The following is a 16,902-nucleotide window of genomic DNA, read 5'->3' as shown; positions in this document are numbered from 1 at the left end:
ATTATCCATATCAATTTGTTATGAATATGATGTAAAAAATGTATTTTACGCACAATTATGTTCATGTTATGATAAAAATATCCTAAATAAAGGTAACTAGTTTACACTTTTATATTGTTCTAAAAAATCTCCAAAGATGAAATTTATTCTATCTTTGGAGATTTTTTATTTTATAGGATGGTTGTTTCACTTAAAAATTTCAAAAATTCTTTAGCGGCAATGCTTTGAGGATATTCTGTATCATAAATCAAAGTAATATTTCGTTCTGGAAATGTTTCTTGCACATGAATCTCAAAGATTTCTTCCGAATCAAGATCGTCAATAGCAAATTCCGGTGGGATAAATCCGATTCCAAGATTATGCCGAACTGCTGGCAAGATCATATCTGTTGTTGCAAGTTCAATATCTGGTTCAAATTTTAAGCCATTTTTCTCGAAATACTGATTTAGGAATTTCCTTGTGATTGCTTCGGATGTAAGGCTGATCCATGGATATTTTGAGAGTTGATTAATAGATAATTGTTTTCCTTTTAATTCGCTGTAACGTTTTCCACTAATTAAAATATCATGATATTCTCTTAATATTTGCTTTTTTAGAGGTTTTTCTATATGAAATGGTGCAGATACAACTGCAAAATCAACATTTCCCTCTTTGACAATATGAATAGATTTCTTTGTGCTATTATTTAAAATCTTAAAATGGACATTAGGATATCTTGCATTAAAAGATTCCATTGCCTGAAATAAATAGCAATGTAAGGCTGTTTCTGTAGCACTGATATAAATTGTTCCATTATCAAGGCTTAACATATCGCTTAAATTACTTTCTGCCTTAAAAAACTGAGAACAACCTGCAGCAATATATTCATAAAATACTTCACCTTCTGGAGTAAGTTTCATTCCTGTTTTACTTCTCTCAAATAGACGGCAGCCAAGATTCTTCTCAAGATTGTGAATCGTTCTTGTTACCGATGGTTGGCTTGTGTGCATTGCAGAAGCTGCTTTTGTAAGATTTTCGTATTTCGCTACATAATAAAAGATTCGATAATGTTCAAAATTTGAGTTCATATTTTTGTTTAATTCCTTCTATATATCGTATATAAAATATTTTATCTTTTAGAAAGCTGCCAAAAAGCTACTGCACTGGCAGCTGCAACATTCAGAGAGTCTACACCGTGTGCCATCGGGATTTTGGCTGTATAATCACATAATGATATCGTGGCATCATTTAAACCATCACCTTCTGTTCCAAGTACAACAGCCAATTTATCTTCGGATATCAATTTTTGATTGTCAATACTTACAGAACGATCTGTTAAAGCCATCGCAACTGTTTTATATCCAAGTTCCTTTAATTGTCTGATACCATTTTCCGGCCATGAAACTGTGTGATCAACAAAAGTCCATGGAATTTGAAATACAGTACCCATACTTACCCGGACAGATCTGCGGTACAACGGATCAGAACATCCTTTCGTAAGCAGTATGGCATCCATATTTAATGCTGCTGCACTGCGAAAAATTGCCCCGACATTCGTTGGATTCATAACATTCTCCAAAATAACGATACGATTTGTATTTTTACATACATCAGTAAGAGAAGGCAGTTTCTTTCGATGCATAGCACAAAGCATTCCTCTTGCCATGACAAACCCTGTCAGTTTTTTCAATACATCATAGCTGGCGGTATAAGCAGGAATATCTGGGTACTGCTCTAAAATATGTTTCGCCTGAGTCTTAACATGACGTTCTTCTACAAGAAATGAGATTGGTTCATATCCTTCATCAAAGGCTGTCTGTATTACTCGTGGACTTTCAGCAATAAAAATACCTTCTTTGGGTTCATAAAAATGCAACAGTTGTCCTTCAGACCGACGAGCATAAATATCTAATTGTGGGTCATCAAAATCGGTAATCGGTATGATCGACATCTTATTTTACCTCCAGTTTTTCATTATAGATAGTCGCATGACAGCCAGGAATCTTTTTACTATGATACATGGCAGAATCAGCATTGCGATACAACTGATCAAAAGTTAATGCTTCGTCTTCTCTTGAAAAAGCACCACCAAGTCTTAAAACAATAATATCCATATCAACCTGCTGTAATTCATTAATCTGTTCATCTAGTTTATCATATTCTAATGCAGATCGCAGTGCTTTGTTAATAATTAATTCATATTTAATAATTTGTTCCATAGGCTGCGTACCAGTTCCTTTTTATAATTCATTTTTATATTATATCTTATTTTTTTACTTAAATCTACCAAATACTTACGATTTATGATATAATAACCCCTCAATCACAAGTAAGATTAAAGGAGAAATCATTATGGATAACCAGAATGTACTGGCTGTTGTTGCCGGAGAAAAAATCACACAGAAAGACGTTGATGCATTAATCGCTGCTCTGCCAAAAGAACAGCAAGCTTATGCTTCAAATGAACATTTCAGAAATCAGTGTTTAGAACAGATCATCACGGTTCATTTATTCGCTAAATTAGGTGAAGAAATGCAACTGGAAGAAACAGATGCTTTCCAAGATAATCTGGCACATGCAAAGAGAGAGATTCTTGCACAGATGGCTGTTGGAGAAGCAATGAAGGATATTGCTGTTACTGAGGAAGAGACAAAAGAATATTATAAAGCAAATGAAAATCAGTTTATGGCTGGAGAAACAGTTCATGCAAAACATATTCTTGTAGATGAAGAAGACAAATGTCAGGAAATTCTTGAGAAGATCGTTGCTGAGGAAATTACATTTGAAGATGCTGCAAAAGAATTCTCAACATGTCCATCCAAACAGCAGGGAGGAGATCTTGGTGCTTTCACAAGAGGACAGATGGTCAAAGAATTTGAAGATGCCGCTTTCGCTGCAGAGATTGGACATATTGTAGGACCTGTCAAGACTCAGTTTGGATACCACCTCATTAAGGTTGAAGATAAAAAAGATGCACAGGCTTCTGTTTACGAAGATGTTGCAGATACAATCAAGAATATTATTCTTCAGCAAAAACGCAACGACGTATATGGAAATAAAGTTGCCGAATTAAAAGAAAAATATGTAACAAAATAAATTTCTATATAATTAAAAAAGATGCATTCCGTAAACATTTTTAGGAATGCATCTTTTTTATGATTCTTTATTGATAGCCGAGATCTTCATCGTATTTTTTTATTTCTTCAGCCAAAGCTTCTCTATGCCTGGATAAGGCTGCAAATGGAGCAAATTGTGCTGCACGATCTTTGATTGGCATAGGTGGATGTTTTTTGGAAACTGGGCGTTTCATATCAATCATATCTTCATATTTATTCATGCTTTATGTCCTCCAATTTGATCGTTGCGTTCTTTCGCTGTTGCACCTTTTTCTAAGCTGATTCCTCTCATGATCGCATTTTTACCAAATCGCTTCTTGATCTCAAGTTCAGCTTTTTGAAGATTTTTTTCTCGGATATCATCTCTTTTTATATCAACTTTCTCTTGACCTTCATTTTCTGCTTGAAGAAGATCAAACATGGATATCTGTTGATACTGCTTTTTTTCTTCTGCTTTTGTATTTGAAATGATATGATTTGCTGTCACATAAAGTTTACGGATACTTAAAACCGGATCAACGATCTCATCATATAAACTTAGTCCAGCTTTCATGATCTTTTTGCCAGATGCACTCCATTCTTCAAGATTTCTTGTTCCATGTGCATGCTTTGGAATTTTTCTTCCATACATATCTGTAGAAATTTCACCTTTATAATTGCTCTTAAGATTTTCTGTATCATATTCAACTGTTAACACAATCTGATCGGTCATAACCATTTTCTCAAAAAGATCAAGGACTAGTTCGTTGATCATCTCTTTTAAAACCAGTTTGGCTTTCTCACAGGAATACGCACAAGAAAGAACCTGACCGCTTCCAATACTTTTAGTTTCTGGTTCATAAGATTTGATATCCTTCATCGTACATGGTTCATATCCCCAGGCATGGTCGATTAATAGTTCTGCATTGATTCCAAATGTCCGATATAAAAGATCTTCATTATAAAATGAAGTATCTTCTCCAATAGAACATCTGGCAATATCCCCCATTGTAAAAATCCCTATCTGATTTAACTTCTTTTGATAACCTTTCCCAACTCTCCAAAAATCCGTAAGCGGTTGATGATCCCATAACTGTTCACGATAAGAGTGTTCATCAAGGCTTGCAATACGCACACCATTCTGATCTGGCATTGTATGCTTGGCAACAATATCCATTGCGATCTTACAAAGATAAAGATTTGTCCCGATTCCTGCAGTTGCAGTGATTCCTGTTTCTTTAAGAATAGCCTTGATCATTTTCATAGCAAGTTCTTTTGCACTCAATTGATATAATTTGAGGTAATCTGTTGCATCAATGAAAACTTCATCGATAGAATATGGGTGAATATCATCTGGTGCTATATATTTTAAATAACACCTGAAAATCTTTCTACTCATAGAAATATAATGAGCCATTCTTGGCGGTGCAACAATATAAGTTATTTCCTTTTTGGGATCTGTATCTAATTCAGGTTTATTATAAGATTCTCCATCAAAATCTCCGTAAATCCGGCTTTTTCGATCAGCATTTGCCATCTTTACCTTTTGTATAACTTCAAACAGCCTCGCCCGCCCTGAAATTCCATAAGACTTCAAAGAAGGTGAGACTGCCAGGCAGATAGTCTTACTCGTTCTTGACTCATCTGCTACAACCAGATTTGTTGTCAATGGATTCAGTCCTCGTTCTACACATTCAACCGAAGCGTAAAATGATTTTAGATCAATGGCAATATATGTTCTGGATTTGTTCATATGTTTATTCTACACCATAGTGTGTTAATAAAGCCTTTTCAGCTTCTGCACTCCATAATCCGTTATGCTTGTCACAAATATCAGCAAGATCATTAAAGAATGGATCATCTTTTGCAAGACTTCTTAAATCAGAAATTGCTGTCATTGGCATATTGATATGAAGGTATGTCAATTTCTTTCCACCTGGAATGTCTGGAAGATTTTTTGTTGTATCAACGATAGAATCAATTCCTCCAACATGAGTGATCATTACTGCAGGTTTGATTTCTTTTCTTGCTGCACGATCAATAGCTTCCTTCATATCATCAATATTTCCACCAGTACTTCCAAGAATCTTTGTTGCGTTATAATGACAGTCATATAAATTCACATCAGCTGAGAATTTGGAATCTGTAGGACCTGCAAATAAATTCATACATCCATCATAAGCTAAGATTTTATTTCCAAGTTCAGCAACTCCTCTGACTGGTACATAAACAAAGACATCATCAAAACCTTTACCATCAACAGATAAAGCTTTTAATTCTTCTACCTGATTATTCATCTTAGCTGTATTAACATAGATTAATTCCACGCCTTTTTCTTTAGCTTCTTCTACGGAAATAACCTGATTTGCTCTTTCTAATTTGGCATCATCGATATCTGTAACGATCACTTTCGCTGGTTTATTCTCAATAGCTAATGCATAACTTATGGCACCTAATCCCATTGGACCACATCCACCAAGAATTGCGATGCTTCCTCCTTTTTTAGTTCCCATTACATGTTCATAACGGTCTTTCACATGATAATTTGTCTTATATCCACAAATAACGCAGCACATTGGTTCTGCAACAGAAGATTCAAAATAAGAATCGCCATCATGTGTCCATAAACATCCGACTTCAATAATATCATTTGGGAAAATACAATAAGTTGCAGCACCACCACACTGTGTATAAGAATATCCCGGAGATTCAGCCTGTCCCGGAATTGCTGGCTGCTGTGCAAACTTCTGACCTGGTTTGAATTTATCCTGCCATTTCTTACCGACTTTTACGATATCTCCGGCAAATTCATGGCCAATGATAACTGGATGTTCTGCGACATCTGCTGGAACTCGCTTATGGTTTGCTCCTTGTTTTACCATCTTCCAGGTTGACATGCAAATGGAATCACTCATTACTTTGACAAGGATCTCATCATCCTTGATCTCTGGAAGTTCAAATTCTTCCAGGCGAATATCATCTTTTGCATATAATCTTACACCTTTGACTTTCATATGCTACCTCCTAAAATATAAAATCCATATAAATTTATTCTAGCACAAAGAATAAAAGTCTGCAAAAATTTTCATTTATAATAAGGATCGTCAATCAATCCAACAATTTCATTTTTATTTTTCTCCAGACAATATATCTGCAACAAAGCCACAACCATACCAGCAGTTCCGAATTCAAAATTAGGTTCTTTATGTTTAAAATCGATATGAAGATGATCGATTTCTAATCCACCATCCTTATGATCAATCGCCTGATTTAAAATATGATTCGTTGCTTTTACAATAATTTCATTTAGTTTGGAGGATAATTCTTTATAGGTATTGCAACAATCTAGCAGATATAAGATATTTCCGCCATCAAAAAAGACAGGACTGTTGTTACTCCAGTAAATTTCTTCATTGTCTTCTGTAGAAGTATCTAAATAATGATCAAGGATTTCCATTGCTCCTGCTTTTGCATTCTCGTCCTGGTAAAGACGATACACTTCATTTAAGATTAATCCAATTCCACCGACTCTACTATAAAATTTTTGCCGCAAGAACCGCTGCTGCTGATCCGTTCTCTTCCAAATGAATTCTCAAGTTCTGGATTACTTGTCATTCCCGTTTTGATCGCACCAGGACATACAATATTACTTCGGATAATTAATATTTTTTATGACTGGCTATTGATTATACCTATAATATTTTCTTTGTATAATAGAAAAATTATATAAAATATCTTGTAAACTACTTATCAATAAAAAAACAGAACAAATCCATTTAACTATAAAAGGAATTGTCCTATTCATGTTTTAATATTATTTTTTAAATTCGTCTTCCTGATATTTATCAACAATATGATTAAACATCATGCGGACCGCAGGTGCCATAAAATTTGGATTCATCGTTGCTAGTCCAATGATTCGGCTTGCATGTGGTTTGATCGAGTAACTGTCTACCTTATATGGAATATCTGTCATCACAAGTTTTGGCATCAGACAGATTCCAAAACCTTTCTCAACAAGTGCGATCGTTGATAAATCGTCCACCACATGATAATTTGACTGTACCTGCAGAGAATTCTCTTTTAAAAAATTCTGGATATCTGCATCGGTACTGTCTCGTTGTGTTACGAACTGATGGTGCTTCATTTCTTCGATATCGATATAACTTGTACTTTTATCTTCTTTTACGCCACTTGGTAATACGCATAATAATTCATCACGATATAATGGCTCGATTGGAATATCCTTTGCACTTGATACGGATAAAAATCCAAGGTCAACGACTCCATTTTTGAGCCAGTAAGCTACATCATCATATGTTCCCTGAAAAACTTCAATTTCAATTTCTGTATATTCTTTCTTAAAAGAATGTAGGATCTCTGGAAGCCAGCTGGTACATACACTGGAGAATACTCCAATTTTTACTTTTCCTTGTTTTAATCCGTTTAATTCTGCGATTTCCTGCTTTAAGCTTTCATCACAGTTTAATACAGCATTTACATATGGTAATAGTTGTTCTCCATAATTTGTCAGATTGACACCTGCTTTGCTTCTTGTCAACACTGAAAATCCTAATTCATTTTCCATCGAAGAGATGGCATGGCTGATTGCAGATGGCGTTAAACCTAGAATGTCTGCTGCTTTATGGAAACTTCCCACATCTGCGATTGTTTTGAATACCTGGTAGGTTAAAAGGGTCATAAATAAAACTTCCTTACTCTTATTATTTTATCTATCACATTTATATAACAGATTTCCCCAACGTCTGTCAACCTCTTTTTGGAATTTTTCTTTTAATCCAAAGGAAATATTGTCATAAATATTCAAATGCGGAAAAAGTGCATATTTTTGAAATACCGTATTGATCTTTCGTTCATTTGGTGGAAGATCAGTAATATCAGTTCCTTGAAAAAAGATCTGTCCTTCACTTGGTTTTTCAAATCCTACTAACATTCGCAAAATGGTTGTTTTTTCTCCATATATGAATTCCTCCTGACATTTTCATATTAAAAAATAAATCCAGCGATCAGATAAAAAAATTGCAGATATTACTCCTGAAATCAATACATATGGAAGAGAACTTTCATATTGATCATAAATAGTGACTCTGTTTGCACGTGCTGACACAATTCCAAGATCAGAAACTACACACGCATTTGCACCAAATAATCCGGCAGATATAATCGCTCCGATACAGAGTGGTACGTTCGCACCTAGCCTTGTTAAAACAACGATCATAACAGGAAGTTCTATCTGATATAGAGTATAATTTAAACTATATAAAAATTCAGTGAAGCTGAAGAATACAAATAAAACAAATGGAATCAGGCGAATGATCGGAATCATATTGCATACATTTTGAACGAATCCTTCTATTCCCATGGTATACATAACTTCCTGCATGGCATAGCCGATCATTAAAATGATGACCATATCAACCATATCGATAAACCCATCAACTACACATTGCACATATTCACTAATAGTCATAATTCCTTGTAAAATATAAAGGACTGCAGTAACGATCAATGTAATTCCAAAAGCCAGGAAGCAGTTTAAGCCGGTAGCGATCAATGCAACCGCGATCGTGATCATTGGAATGATCAAATTTAGAACACTGATATGTTGTTTTCTTGGATCTGTTTCATCAAAATCAGTTTCCTCTTCCTCAGATCCGTCAGTTAGTTCTCCTAGCTGTTTCCCCTGATCTGACATTTCATATGCTTTTTTCATATGACCAATCTTTGGCAGCAGTCCAAATGCAAATAAGAGTGCTACAATGCAAGCAATAATAGCATAAAACATAAATGGAACAGATTTCATAAAAAGACTGGTTGCAGCAGCTTTGTTGGCTACATTCTTGGCATCAGCAATCTGAAAAATGATAAAATATCCCCAGGCTCCAACTGGAAGCATTGCAGATACACAAATACTTAGAGTTCTTATTACATATGCAAGTGCAAGTCTTGGCTTTTTGATCTTATCAATCAATGGAGAGAATGCCGCCCCCGCTGTAAATGCAGATACATAATCATCAATTGACATGATTCCTGCATAAATACCTGACGTTGCAAGAATCATTTTTTCATTTTCCCCAAATTTACTCGTTACAAATTCAGTAAAAGCTTTGGTTGCTCCACTTCTCTTCATTGCGATGATCAATCCACCACAAAGGAAGAAAGACATATACATTTCAATATTTTCTTCATCTGCCAGAACAACTTTACAATCGCGAAAAAATGCTATGATACTTCCAAATTTATACCATAAAATGTACATTGAAAATGTTCCCATCAAAAGACTTTGCATCACATCTTTTGTTACGAGTGCATAAATGAAAAGTCCTGCCATTGGTACAAGGATCCATATAGATTCTTTTGAAACACTGTGTGGTATAAAAAATAAAATAATATTAAATAAGATCCAGAAAATCCATAGCTTTACCATTTTTGGATCAATTCTTTTTGGATTCATATAATGAAAGATTCTCCATAGGATTGATTTTTCTTTCATAAACATCCTCCTTTCTTCCTTTTAAGACATATGATGATCCCATACTTTTAGCTGTTGTCCAATGCCTTTTTCTTTTACATTTAGATATCTTGACAGTATCAATATGTTTCAGATTTGTCATGATCGCACGAAAGCATGCTTTGGCAATCGGACCAGCACCAAGCATTGTAAGAACTTTTGAATCTTTTTTTGCTAAAAGCTTTGCAGCCATAAATGCTAAAGGTGCTCCAGTTTCAACATCGTTTACGGGGAAACCTTCGATTTTTGTTTTTTTAGGAAATTCCAACATAATTCCATGATATCAACACACTTGGTGGCATCAAGGACCCCTGCTTCTATTTCTTTGATAATGATAACCTCCTTCCATTATAGCTATTTCTCATAGTTATACAAATTTTCAAACAGATTTTTAAAATTGGATGCATCCATCTCATCTATTTTACTGATCACTGGTACTCCATCATAAGAAGCTTCTTCAAAATATCTTGTCATCGGAATATCGATTCCTACAGTCCTTGTAATGTAACGACTTTCATATCCAGCAGCTACAATGACTGTTTCAGCTTCAAATACTTCTCCACTTGTTAATATAACCTGTCTGATCTTGCATTGGATGCCAGAGTTTCTAATTTTTTTAGATGTGCCTCTGTTTTTCCAAGGATCGGATGATCTAAGATTCTTTTACTCATATTTCTTCCTCGCTTTCTATCTGACTGTAATTTATAAAAATCATGAAAATAAAAAAAGAAGTCCTTGCATACTTTCCTATGCATAGGACCTCTTTGTCTTTACAACTAATTTAAACTCTTGTATTATACTAGTGTCAAGATGTAATTTATATTTATTTTTACGAAAAATTCACAAAAATCTGATCATTTTAAAGAAAAACAACGCATATCAATCCACATACGACTGATCTTTTTGTTTGTCTGATCTCCGAAATATGCCATAACGGCACTTCTTTTCATTACATCTTTTGTCGGATACTGGGCATATAACTGTCCTTCTGACATTTCTTTGCTTGTTTTCATCACATAGTTATAATTGTCTCCATTTTGCTTGAAGAAATAATTAAGATCATAGTCAACACTCTTCTTATCATCGCTTCCATACATATATTTGATATAATTATAGATTGTCTGATCTTTTCCACCAGCGATCACAGATGTATATCCGACATAGTACATATTTCTTACAACATTATCTGGTCTTGAGATATAGTTTACAAATGCCTGTGCTGCCTGCTGCTTTTCCTTATCTTTTCCAATACCATCCTTTAACATACACCATCCATCAAACCACAGATTGGTACTAGCTTTTGGAACTGCATAACGAAGTTTGATTCCTTCTTCTTCCACCTGCTGCATAGAATAAACACCATCTCCAGACCACTGAAGATTGGCGACAACTTTTCCGCTGACAAGATCTGATTTCCCACTGTCTGTCTCGAAAGAATAAACGTTATCTTTCATTTTTGATAAAATCTCTCCAGCACTTTGAATGCTTTGATCTGAAGTATCATTTAACAATGCAGATAACTTTTTCTGATAATCTGCTTGTTTTTGGAATTCATCTGTTAAGATCTGTTTTTGTGTCTGCATTCCTCGAACAGCAAAATAACAATCTCTGACGCTGTCTTTTGCTGTTACCTTTTTATGATATTTTTGATTGAGTAATAAGCCCCAGTCTTCGGCATCTTTTCTAGAAACATATTTGGGATTATATACATAGCCCAGTGTTCCCCACATATAACCAGCTGTGTAATCTCCCACAGATTGTCCGTGATATCTTAACTGATCTAATGATTTCTTTATATATGGTGATACTCCTTTTGCATAATAATTTTCACTGTTTGAAATATCCCAGAAGTCATCAGAATATTTTAATATTTTTTTCTCTGCCAAAAGCTTCATGATCATATATTCGGATGGACAGATCAGATCATATGTATCACCGATCGTTAACTGATTATACATATCTTCATTGGTTCCAAAACTTGAATATTCGACTTTTACTTTTTTATGATATGTTTTCTCATACCAGTTTTCAAAATCTTTGATCATAGTATTTCTGCCGATGATTTTTTTCCCATTTTCCAGTTTGATTTCTTCATCGTCATCCCAGTCCCCTTCATCAAGATATTCTTCCCAATTTGCGATTCTTAAAACAATCTCTTCATTGTTTGAGCTGTTGTTTTTTGAACCACAAGAACATAATGCAAGCGGAAGGGTGATCACAAGTAAGATGGAAAAAAGAATAGAAAATGCTTTATATTTCATGATCATGCTCCTTTCTCCCCGTATGGTTCATGCCGATCACAATAAAAATCACAACCAAAAAGATGATCGTTGATAATGCCCATAGTGCGGTTTTCACATCGGTCTGTGCTCCTTTTGTAGCATTGACAACATAGGTACTGATCGTGTCAAACATCGATGGTTTTGTATAAGTTGTGATAAAATAATCATCCAACGTTAATGTAATTGACATCATGAATCCAGATACGATTCCAGAAGTTAATTGTGGAAGTACAACCTTTCTTAATGCTCCAAACGGGGAACATCCAAGATCTAATGCCGCTTCATATAACTGTGGATCCATTTGTTTTAGACGAGGGATCACAGACAGATATACAAAGGGGCTACAAAGAGATACCAGCCCGAGCACAAGCGGAATATAACTGGCTTTATCCATCTTAAAAAAGACGATCAATAAAACGCAAATAGAAAAACCAGTAACGACATCTGCATTAACAACAGGAATCTGATTCATCAAATGGATCGGTTTCTTAAGCTTATTTGAAGAATAAAATGCCCCGATTGCTCCAAGAGTTCCAAGGATCGTTGAAATAACCGCAACGACCAAGGCTAAAAGGATCGTTCCAAAGATCATTGTCCTTAAATCCTCAGAATGAAACAGATAGATATAATTTTTCAAAGTAAAACTTCCAGATTTTCCAATGATTGCGGAATCCATAAAACTATAAACTGCCAAGATCAAGATTGGCAGATACATGAGTAATAAGATGATTCCAAGGAAAATACCCTGTATCGTTTTTTTAGTCATAAGCATTTTCCTCCTTATCTGAAAATTCGCCAGTTAACATACTTAAAAATAAGATTAAGATCAAAAGGATCATAGAAATCACAGATCCGTTATTCCAATCATACATATTAAAGTAACTTCCAACAAGACTTCCCATGATATAGGTACTGTTATACATCATATCAAGTACGACATAATTTGTCATTGCAGGAAGAAATACCATCGTAATTCCACTGATGATCCCTGGAATGGATAACGGAAGGATCACTCTTGTAAATACGCGATGATGTTTTGCCCCAAGATCTAATGCTGCCTCAATGTAACTATGATCGATCTTGGCGATCGTATTATAAATTGGCAAGATCATAAAAGGCAGAAAATCATAAGTCATTCCGATCACTGTATTTAAAAATGGATGGAAAGCAAGATTTCCTTCGATCATTGTTAAGATCTCTTTTAATGCAGTAATACGAAGGGTAAAATTGATCCACATTGGCATTACAAATAACATCAATAATACATTTCCGCGTTTAAAATCTCCTTTTGCAAGAATATATGCCACAGGATATGCGATCAATAAACATACAACGGTTGTTACGATCGCAATCATTGCGCTGTAGATCAGGGTTCCAATTGCCTTACTGTCTGTAAAAAACAGAACAAAATTGTCCATAGAAAATTGTCCAGCTCCATTGGTAAATGCATAATATAATAAAATAAGCACAGGGCAAACAACAACAATTGTCAAAAACAATAAGTATGGAATTCCAAGAATACTTTTTAGTCTGTCATTTTTCATTTACTTTCCTCCGAAATTCTTTGAAATTCCATCGCATCATCCGGAATTACGACACTTACGAAATCTCCGATATTCCATAAATCTTCATCATCAACAGAATACTCTACTTTATTTTCACTCACAATGCGATAATTATAATGATCACCCTTGTAGATAATAGAGATGATATTTCCCTGAAAATATCCTTCTTCTGGATCATCACTAAGATTGGCAAGTTTGGATGGGAAGAACATTTTTACCTTTTCTCCCTCTAAATGAACTTTATGCCCATCTTGATCTACGATATGACCATGTTCCAATCTGCACCCATCAAAAAGTTTTTCAACCGGAACTGGGATACTTCCATCCATAAATTTCAAATAACCATCTTTTTCCATCACACCGACATAATGATTTACTTTCGTATCTTTTGGCATTGTATGAATCGTTCCAGGTGTGAAATCGATTCCTACTTTTGTTCCTGGTTTGATCTCGTGTAAAATATGTGCTTCAATCTCATTTTTATCAGATTGTACAGCTACTTCATAAAATTTGCCACAAAACAGGCAGGAAATAACCTCACCACTAAATTTTCCATCTTCTGGAGATGATAAAATAACATCTTCCGGGCGGATTATGACATCAACTCTGGTACCGGCTTCATATTCATCTTCACATGGAAAATCATGATGTGCAAAATGAACAGTATCGTCTGATTTCTTTACTCCATCAAAAATGTTACTCTCTCCGATAAAGTCCGCAACAAAAGCATTCTGTGGCTTATTATAGATTTCCTCTGGTGTTCCAACTTGCTGGATCTGTCCTTTTGACATGACAACGATCTTATCTGACATCATCAATGCCTCTTCTTGATCATGTGTGACAAAGATAAACGTAATACCTAATTCTTTATGCATATTTTTTAACTCGATCTGCATTTCCTGACGCATCTTGTAATCTAGGGCACTTAATGGTTCATCTAATAATAAGATCTTTGGCTCATTGACAATTGCTCTTGCAATGGCAATTCTTTGCTGCTGCCCACCAGACAAGCTGTCGATCTTTCGCTTTTCAAAACCTTCCAGATCAACGACTTCTAGTACTCGTTTTACTTTCTTTTTAATCTCATCTTTTGGAATTTTCTTTTCTTTTAACCCGAATGCAATATTGTCATAAATATTTAAATGTGGGAAAAGAGCGTATTTTTGGAAGACAGTATTAAATTTTCTCTCATTTGGTGGTAAAATGCTGATATCTTTTCCATGAAACAGGATTTCACCATCCGTTGGTGTCTCAAATCCCGCCAACATTCTTAAAATTGTTGTTTTTCCACATCCAGAAGGACCTAGAAATGTTACAAACTCTCCCTCATTGATCGTAAGATTAAAATCATAAATGACCGGCACATTGTTTGTATAACATTTTTTTATATGTTTTAATTCTATGATCGGCTGTTTTTTATTCATTAATTTTTTGTTCCTTTCTATTTTTGTCATGAATATCTCAAAAGAAAAACAGCATCCTAAAAGTCTGGGTGCTGCAAAAGTTTTATTTTCTTTTTTGTAGTAAATTCTATCTTTTATAAAAATGGTTCTTTTGTTCTTCTGTGTACATTGATCTCATCTATGATCGCATTACTTCTATGACTTAAAATAAAATAAATAATATCCGCAATGTCCTCTGGTGCGATCATATCGTTTGCATCTGGTGGAAGATCAGGTCTTGCCTGTCGCACCATATCTGTTAAAACTCCGCCCGGATTGATCAGATGCACACGAATTCCATCATTGCTTACTTCTTTTGCCAATGCTTTTGTCATACCAGCCAAAGCATGTTTGCTTGATGCGTAAACACTTTGATCCATATAACCTTTATATGCAACTACAGATCCAATATTAATAATTGTTGCACTTTCAGATTTACGAAGGATTGGTAAAGAACTTTGACACATAAAAAATGGTCCTTTAGCATTAATACTCATGATCTGATCATATTCTTCTTCTGTTACTTCTTCAAATCTCTTATTCATCGTTACACCTGCATTGTTGATCAGATAATCAAACTGCAAATTATGGTCAAACAATGTTTTTATTTCTTCTTTGTGACTAATATCAACTGAAAAACATTTAATATCAACTTTATCACATAGCTTCTTTGTTTCTTCTAATTTATTAAGATTTCGTCCAATCAAAATCAAATTAATGCCATGGTTCGCTAATTTCTGTGCAGTTGCACGACCGATTCCAGAACCTGCACCAGTGATCAATGCTGTTTTTTTGCTCATATTGATTCCTCCTGTGTGATCTATGCTTTTTGCTTTCTATAATTTTAACATATCAACAAGATGTACTCAATCAAAAAGATTTATAAGCCACGATTATATACATCATTGATCACATTGTCATTTGACGATATGCTATTTCTATTTTTTAATAACCATTTGACCGCTTTGGAAAGTCTTTTTTCGGAATCAGCAAAATGCCCACCGCTATTAAATTCTAAAATTGTTTTCTTTACCTTTGGATCATTTTGCAAAATTTGTTCTTGTTTTCTCGTCCGATCTCCAACTCTTGCCATAACCTGATTCTTTGTTTTTTCTTCTTTTCCTCCAAGACTTATGTAGATATAACTTTCATGCTTTATCCGATGATGTGACACATATTGATCCCATTGTTCGAACCATAAAGAACCTGAGCAGCTTGCAATTGCTGAGAAGATATCTGTTTCATATGCTGTCCATAAAGCAAACAATCCTGCAAGGGAATATCCGATCAGATAAATTTCTCTGTCTGCTCCATAAGCTGTTTTTAATTCTGGAATCAGGTCGTTCGTCAACCACTGTAAAGTCTTTAGACCATTTCCCTTAAAATCTTCATCCCCAAAGGCAGCAGGTGCTTTCCATGGGGAAAAATCCCCATTCCAATCTTCTACCTGAAATGCACATAAAAGAAAATCCTGATCATTGACTGTCTCCATCAGACATTCCCACATATGTGCTATCTCATTTCCACGATGTGGATACATTCCCCATAGGATGATCGGACCATCGGAGCCATTTTGATCTATATAACATGTTTTGTGTTTTATCTGTAATTTCTGCATAAATACATTGATCTCCATAAATTTTCAACTTTTTGTTGGATGAATTTTACAAAATACTTTTTTGATATTATCACATACTAAGAAACGAGGAGGTTTCGATGCATGAAGGATAAGAAAAAGAAACAAGAACTTACAAACGAAGAAATTGACGAAAATATCTTCGAAATGTGTAATATCTGCTCTACTACGGACTGTACTGGATTGATCCAGGTTGTTCCAAGAACAGAAGCCGACCTTGAATCTTATGAAAAATTGTATCCGTTCCGTCCACCGTTTTTACCTCGCGATGATGATTAAGTCGTCATCCATTTTCTTCTGCGACAAGATCTTATGGCCAGTTATGACTGTAAGGTCTTGTTTTATTTTCCTCAATTCTTTTTGAATAATTC

Annotated in this window: 18 protein-coding genes and 1 pseudogene; 2 read left to right on the top strand and 17 right to left on the bottom strand. The window is 34.8% G+C overall.

The window, feature by feature from the left end; all coding sequences use genetic code 11:
- Window positions 1-170 precede the first annotated feature (170 nt).
- From KE503_RS12990 to KE503_RS12980, 3 genes are read right to left on the bottom strand one after another with little or no spacing between them, the layout of a single operon-like run.
- Complete coding sequence (locus KE503_RS12990) at window positions 171-1,067, bottom strand: LysR family transcriptional regulator (protein WP_022374542.1); 897 nt, start codon at window positions 1,065-1,067, stop codon at window positions 171-173.
- Between the two features lie 41 nt (window positions 1,068-1,108).
- On the bottom strand, window positions 1,109-1,930 hold the full coding sequence (locus KE503_RS12985; RefSeq protein ID WP_022374543.1) for a TrmH family RNA methyltransferase: 822 nt from the start codon (window positions 1,928-1,930) through the stop codon (window positions 1,109-1,111).
- A gap of 1 nt (window position 1,931) precedes the next feature.
- A complete protein-coding gene (locus KE503_RS12980) occupies window positions 1,932-2,198 on the bottom strand; it encodes a hypothetical protein (protein ID WP_055198081.1) in 267 nt (88 codons plus the stop codon).
- A gap of 133 nt (window positions 2,199-2,331) precedes the next feature.
- Between KE503_RS12980 and KE503_RS12975 the strand changes: the two genes are divergently transcribed.
- On the top strand, window positions 2,332-3,075 hold the full coding sequence (locus KE503_RS12975; RefSeq protein ID WP_212385450.1) for a peptidylprolyl isomerase: 744 nt from the start codon (window positions 2,332-2,334) through the stop codon (window positions 3,073-3,075).
- A gap of 67 nt (window positions 3,076-3,142) precedes the next feature.
- Here the strand turns inward: KE503_RS12975 and KE503_RS12970 are convergent, their stop codons facing one another.
- The 14 genes and pseudogenes from KE503_RS12970 to KE503_RS12900 all read right to left on the bottom strand — a co-directional run bounded on the left by KE503_RS12970 (window position 3,143) and on the right by KE503_RS12900 (window position 16,513).
- The gene (locus KE503_RS12970; RefSeq protein WP_212385448.1) at window positions 3,143-3,316 is read right to left on the bottom strand and encodes a hypothetical protein; all 174 of its coding nucleotides are present in this window, start codon (window positions 3,314-3,316) and stop codon (window positions 3,143-3,145) included.
- Window positions 3,313-4,827, bottom strand: coding sequence for a Y-family DNA polymerase (locus KE503_RS12965; RefSeq protein WP_212385446.1), 1,515 nt, complete (start codon window positions 4,825-4,827; stop codon window positions 3,313-3,315). The genes KE503_RS12970 and KE503_RS12965 overlap by 4 nt, the downstream gene beginning before the upstream one ends.
- 4 nt (window positions 4,828-4,831) lie before the next feature.
- Complete coding sequence (locus tag KE503_RS12960; protein ID WP_212385444.1) at window positions 4,832-6,088, bottom strand: zinc-binding dehydrogenase; 1,257 nt, start codon at window positions 6,086-6,088, stop codon at window positions 4,832-4,834.
- 71 nt (window positions 6,089-6,159) lie between these two features.
- Entirely contained in the window at window positions 6,160-6,627 is a 468-nt protein-coding gene (locus tag KE503_RS12955; protein ID WP_212385442.1) for a lanthionine synthetase LanC family protein, read from the bottom strand.
- 261 nt (window positions 6,628-6,888) lie between these two features.
- Window positions 6,889-7,776 (bottom strand): LysR family transcriptional regulator, encoded by an 888-nt coding sequence (locus KE503_RS12950; protein WP_022375080.1) that lies wholly within the window; start codon window positions 7,774-7,776, stop codon window positions 6,889-6,891.
- Between the two features lie 84 nt (window positions 7,777-7,860).
- Window positions 7,861-8,046, bottom strand: a pseudogene (locus KE503_RS12945) (ATP-binding cassette domain-containing protein); the annotation flags it as partial.
- Window positions 8,047-8,076: 30 nt separating this feature from the next.
- Window positions 8,077-9,588, bottom strand: a complete 1,512-nt coding sequence (locus KE503_RS12940) for a Na+/H+ antiporter NhaC family protein (RefSeq protein ID WP_212385440.1) — start codon at window positions 9,586-9,588, stop codon at window positions 8,077-8,079.
- On the bottom strand, window positions 9,530-9,877 hold the full coding sequence (locus tag KE503_RS12935; RefSeq protein ID WP_212385438.1) for a hypothetical protein: 348 nt from the start codon (window positions 9,875-9,877) through the stop codon (window positions 9,530-9,532). The genes KE503_RS12940 and KE503_RS12935 overlap by 59 nt, the downstream gene beginning before the upstream one ends.
- A 583-nt stretch (window positions 9,878-10,460) precedes the next feature.
- On the bottom strand, window positions 10,461-11,873 hold the full coding sequence (locus tag KE503_RS12925; protein WP_212385436.1) for an ABC transporter substrate-binding protein: 1,413 nt from the start codon (window positions 11,871-11,873) through the stop codon (window positions 10,461-10,463).
- Window positions 11,857-12,660, bottom strand: coding sequence for an ABC transporter permease (locus KE503_RS12920; RefSeq protein ID WP_055198061.1), 804 nt, complete (start codon window positions 12,658-12,660; stop codon window positions 11,857-11,859). Before KE503_RS12920 ends, KE503_RS12925 begins: the two co-directional genes overlap by 17 nt.
- Window positions 12,647-13,432 carry an ABC transporter permease gene (locus KE503_RS12915; RefSeq protein ID WP_212385435.1) on the bottom strand — a complete coding sequence of 262 codons (786 nt, stop codon included), beginning with the start codon at window positions 13,430-13,432 and terminating at the stop codon, window positions 12,647-12,649. Before KE503_RS12915 ends, KE503_RS12920 begins: the two co-directional genes overlap by 14 nt.
- Entirely contained in the window at window positions 13,429-14,877 is a 1,449-nt protein-coding gene (locus KE503_RS12910) for an ABC transporter ATP-binding protein (protein WP_212385434.1), read from the bottom strand. Before KE503_RS12910 ends, KE503_RS12915 begins: the two co-directional genes overlap by 4 nt.
- A gap of 113 nt (window positions 14,878-14,990) precedes the next feature.
- Window positions 14,991-15,695, bottom strand: coding sequence for an SDR family oxidoreductase (locus KE503_RS12905; RefSeq protein ID WP_022375070.1), 705 nt, complete (start codon window positions 15,693-15,695; stop codon window positions 14,991-14,993).
- 80 nt (window positions 15,696-15,775) lie between these two features.
- On the bottom strand, window positions 15,776-16,513 hold the full coding sequence (locus KE503_RS12900) for an alpha/beta hydrolase (RefSeq protein ID WP_249183067.1): 738 nt from the start codon (window positions 16,511-16,513) through the stop codon (window positions 15,776-15,778).
- A gap of 102 nt (window positions 16,514-16,615) precedes the next feature.
- On the opposite strand from KE503_RS12900, the gene KE503_RS12895 reads away from it, so the two are divergent.
- The gene (locus KE503_RS12895) at window positions 16,616-16,810 is read left to right on the top strand and encodes a hypothetical protein (RefSeq protein WP_022375068.1); all 195 of its coding nucleotides are present in this window, start codon (window positions 16,616-16,618) and stop codon (window positions 16,808-16,810) included.
- Window positions 16,811-16,902 lie beyond the last annotated feature (92 nt).

It is taken from the genome of Anaerostipes sp. Marseille-Q3525, assembly GCF_018223505.1.
GTDB lineage: Bacteria > Bacillota > Clostridia > Lachnospirales > Lachnospiraceae > Anaerostipes > Anaerostipes amylophilus.
This window is presented reverse-complemented; position numbering and strand designations above follow the sequence as displayed.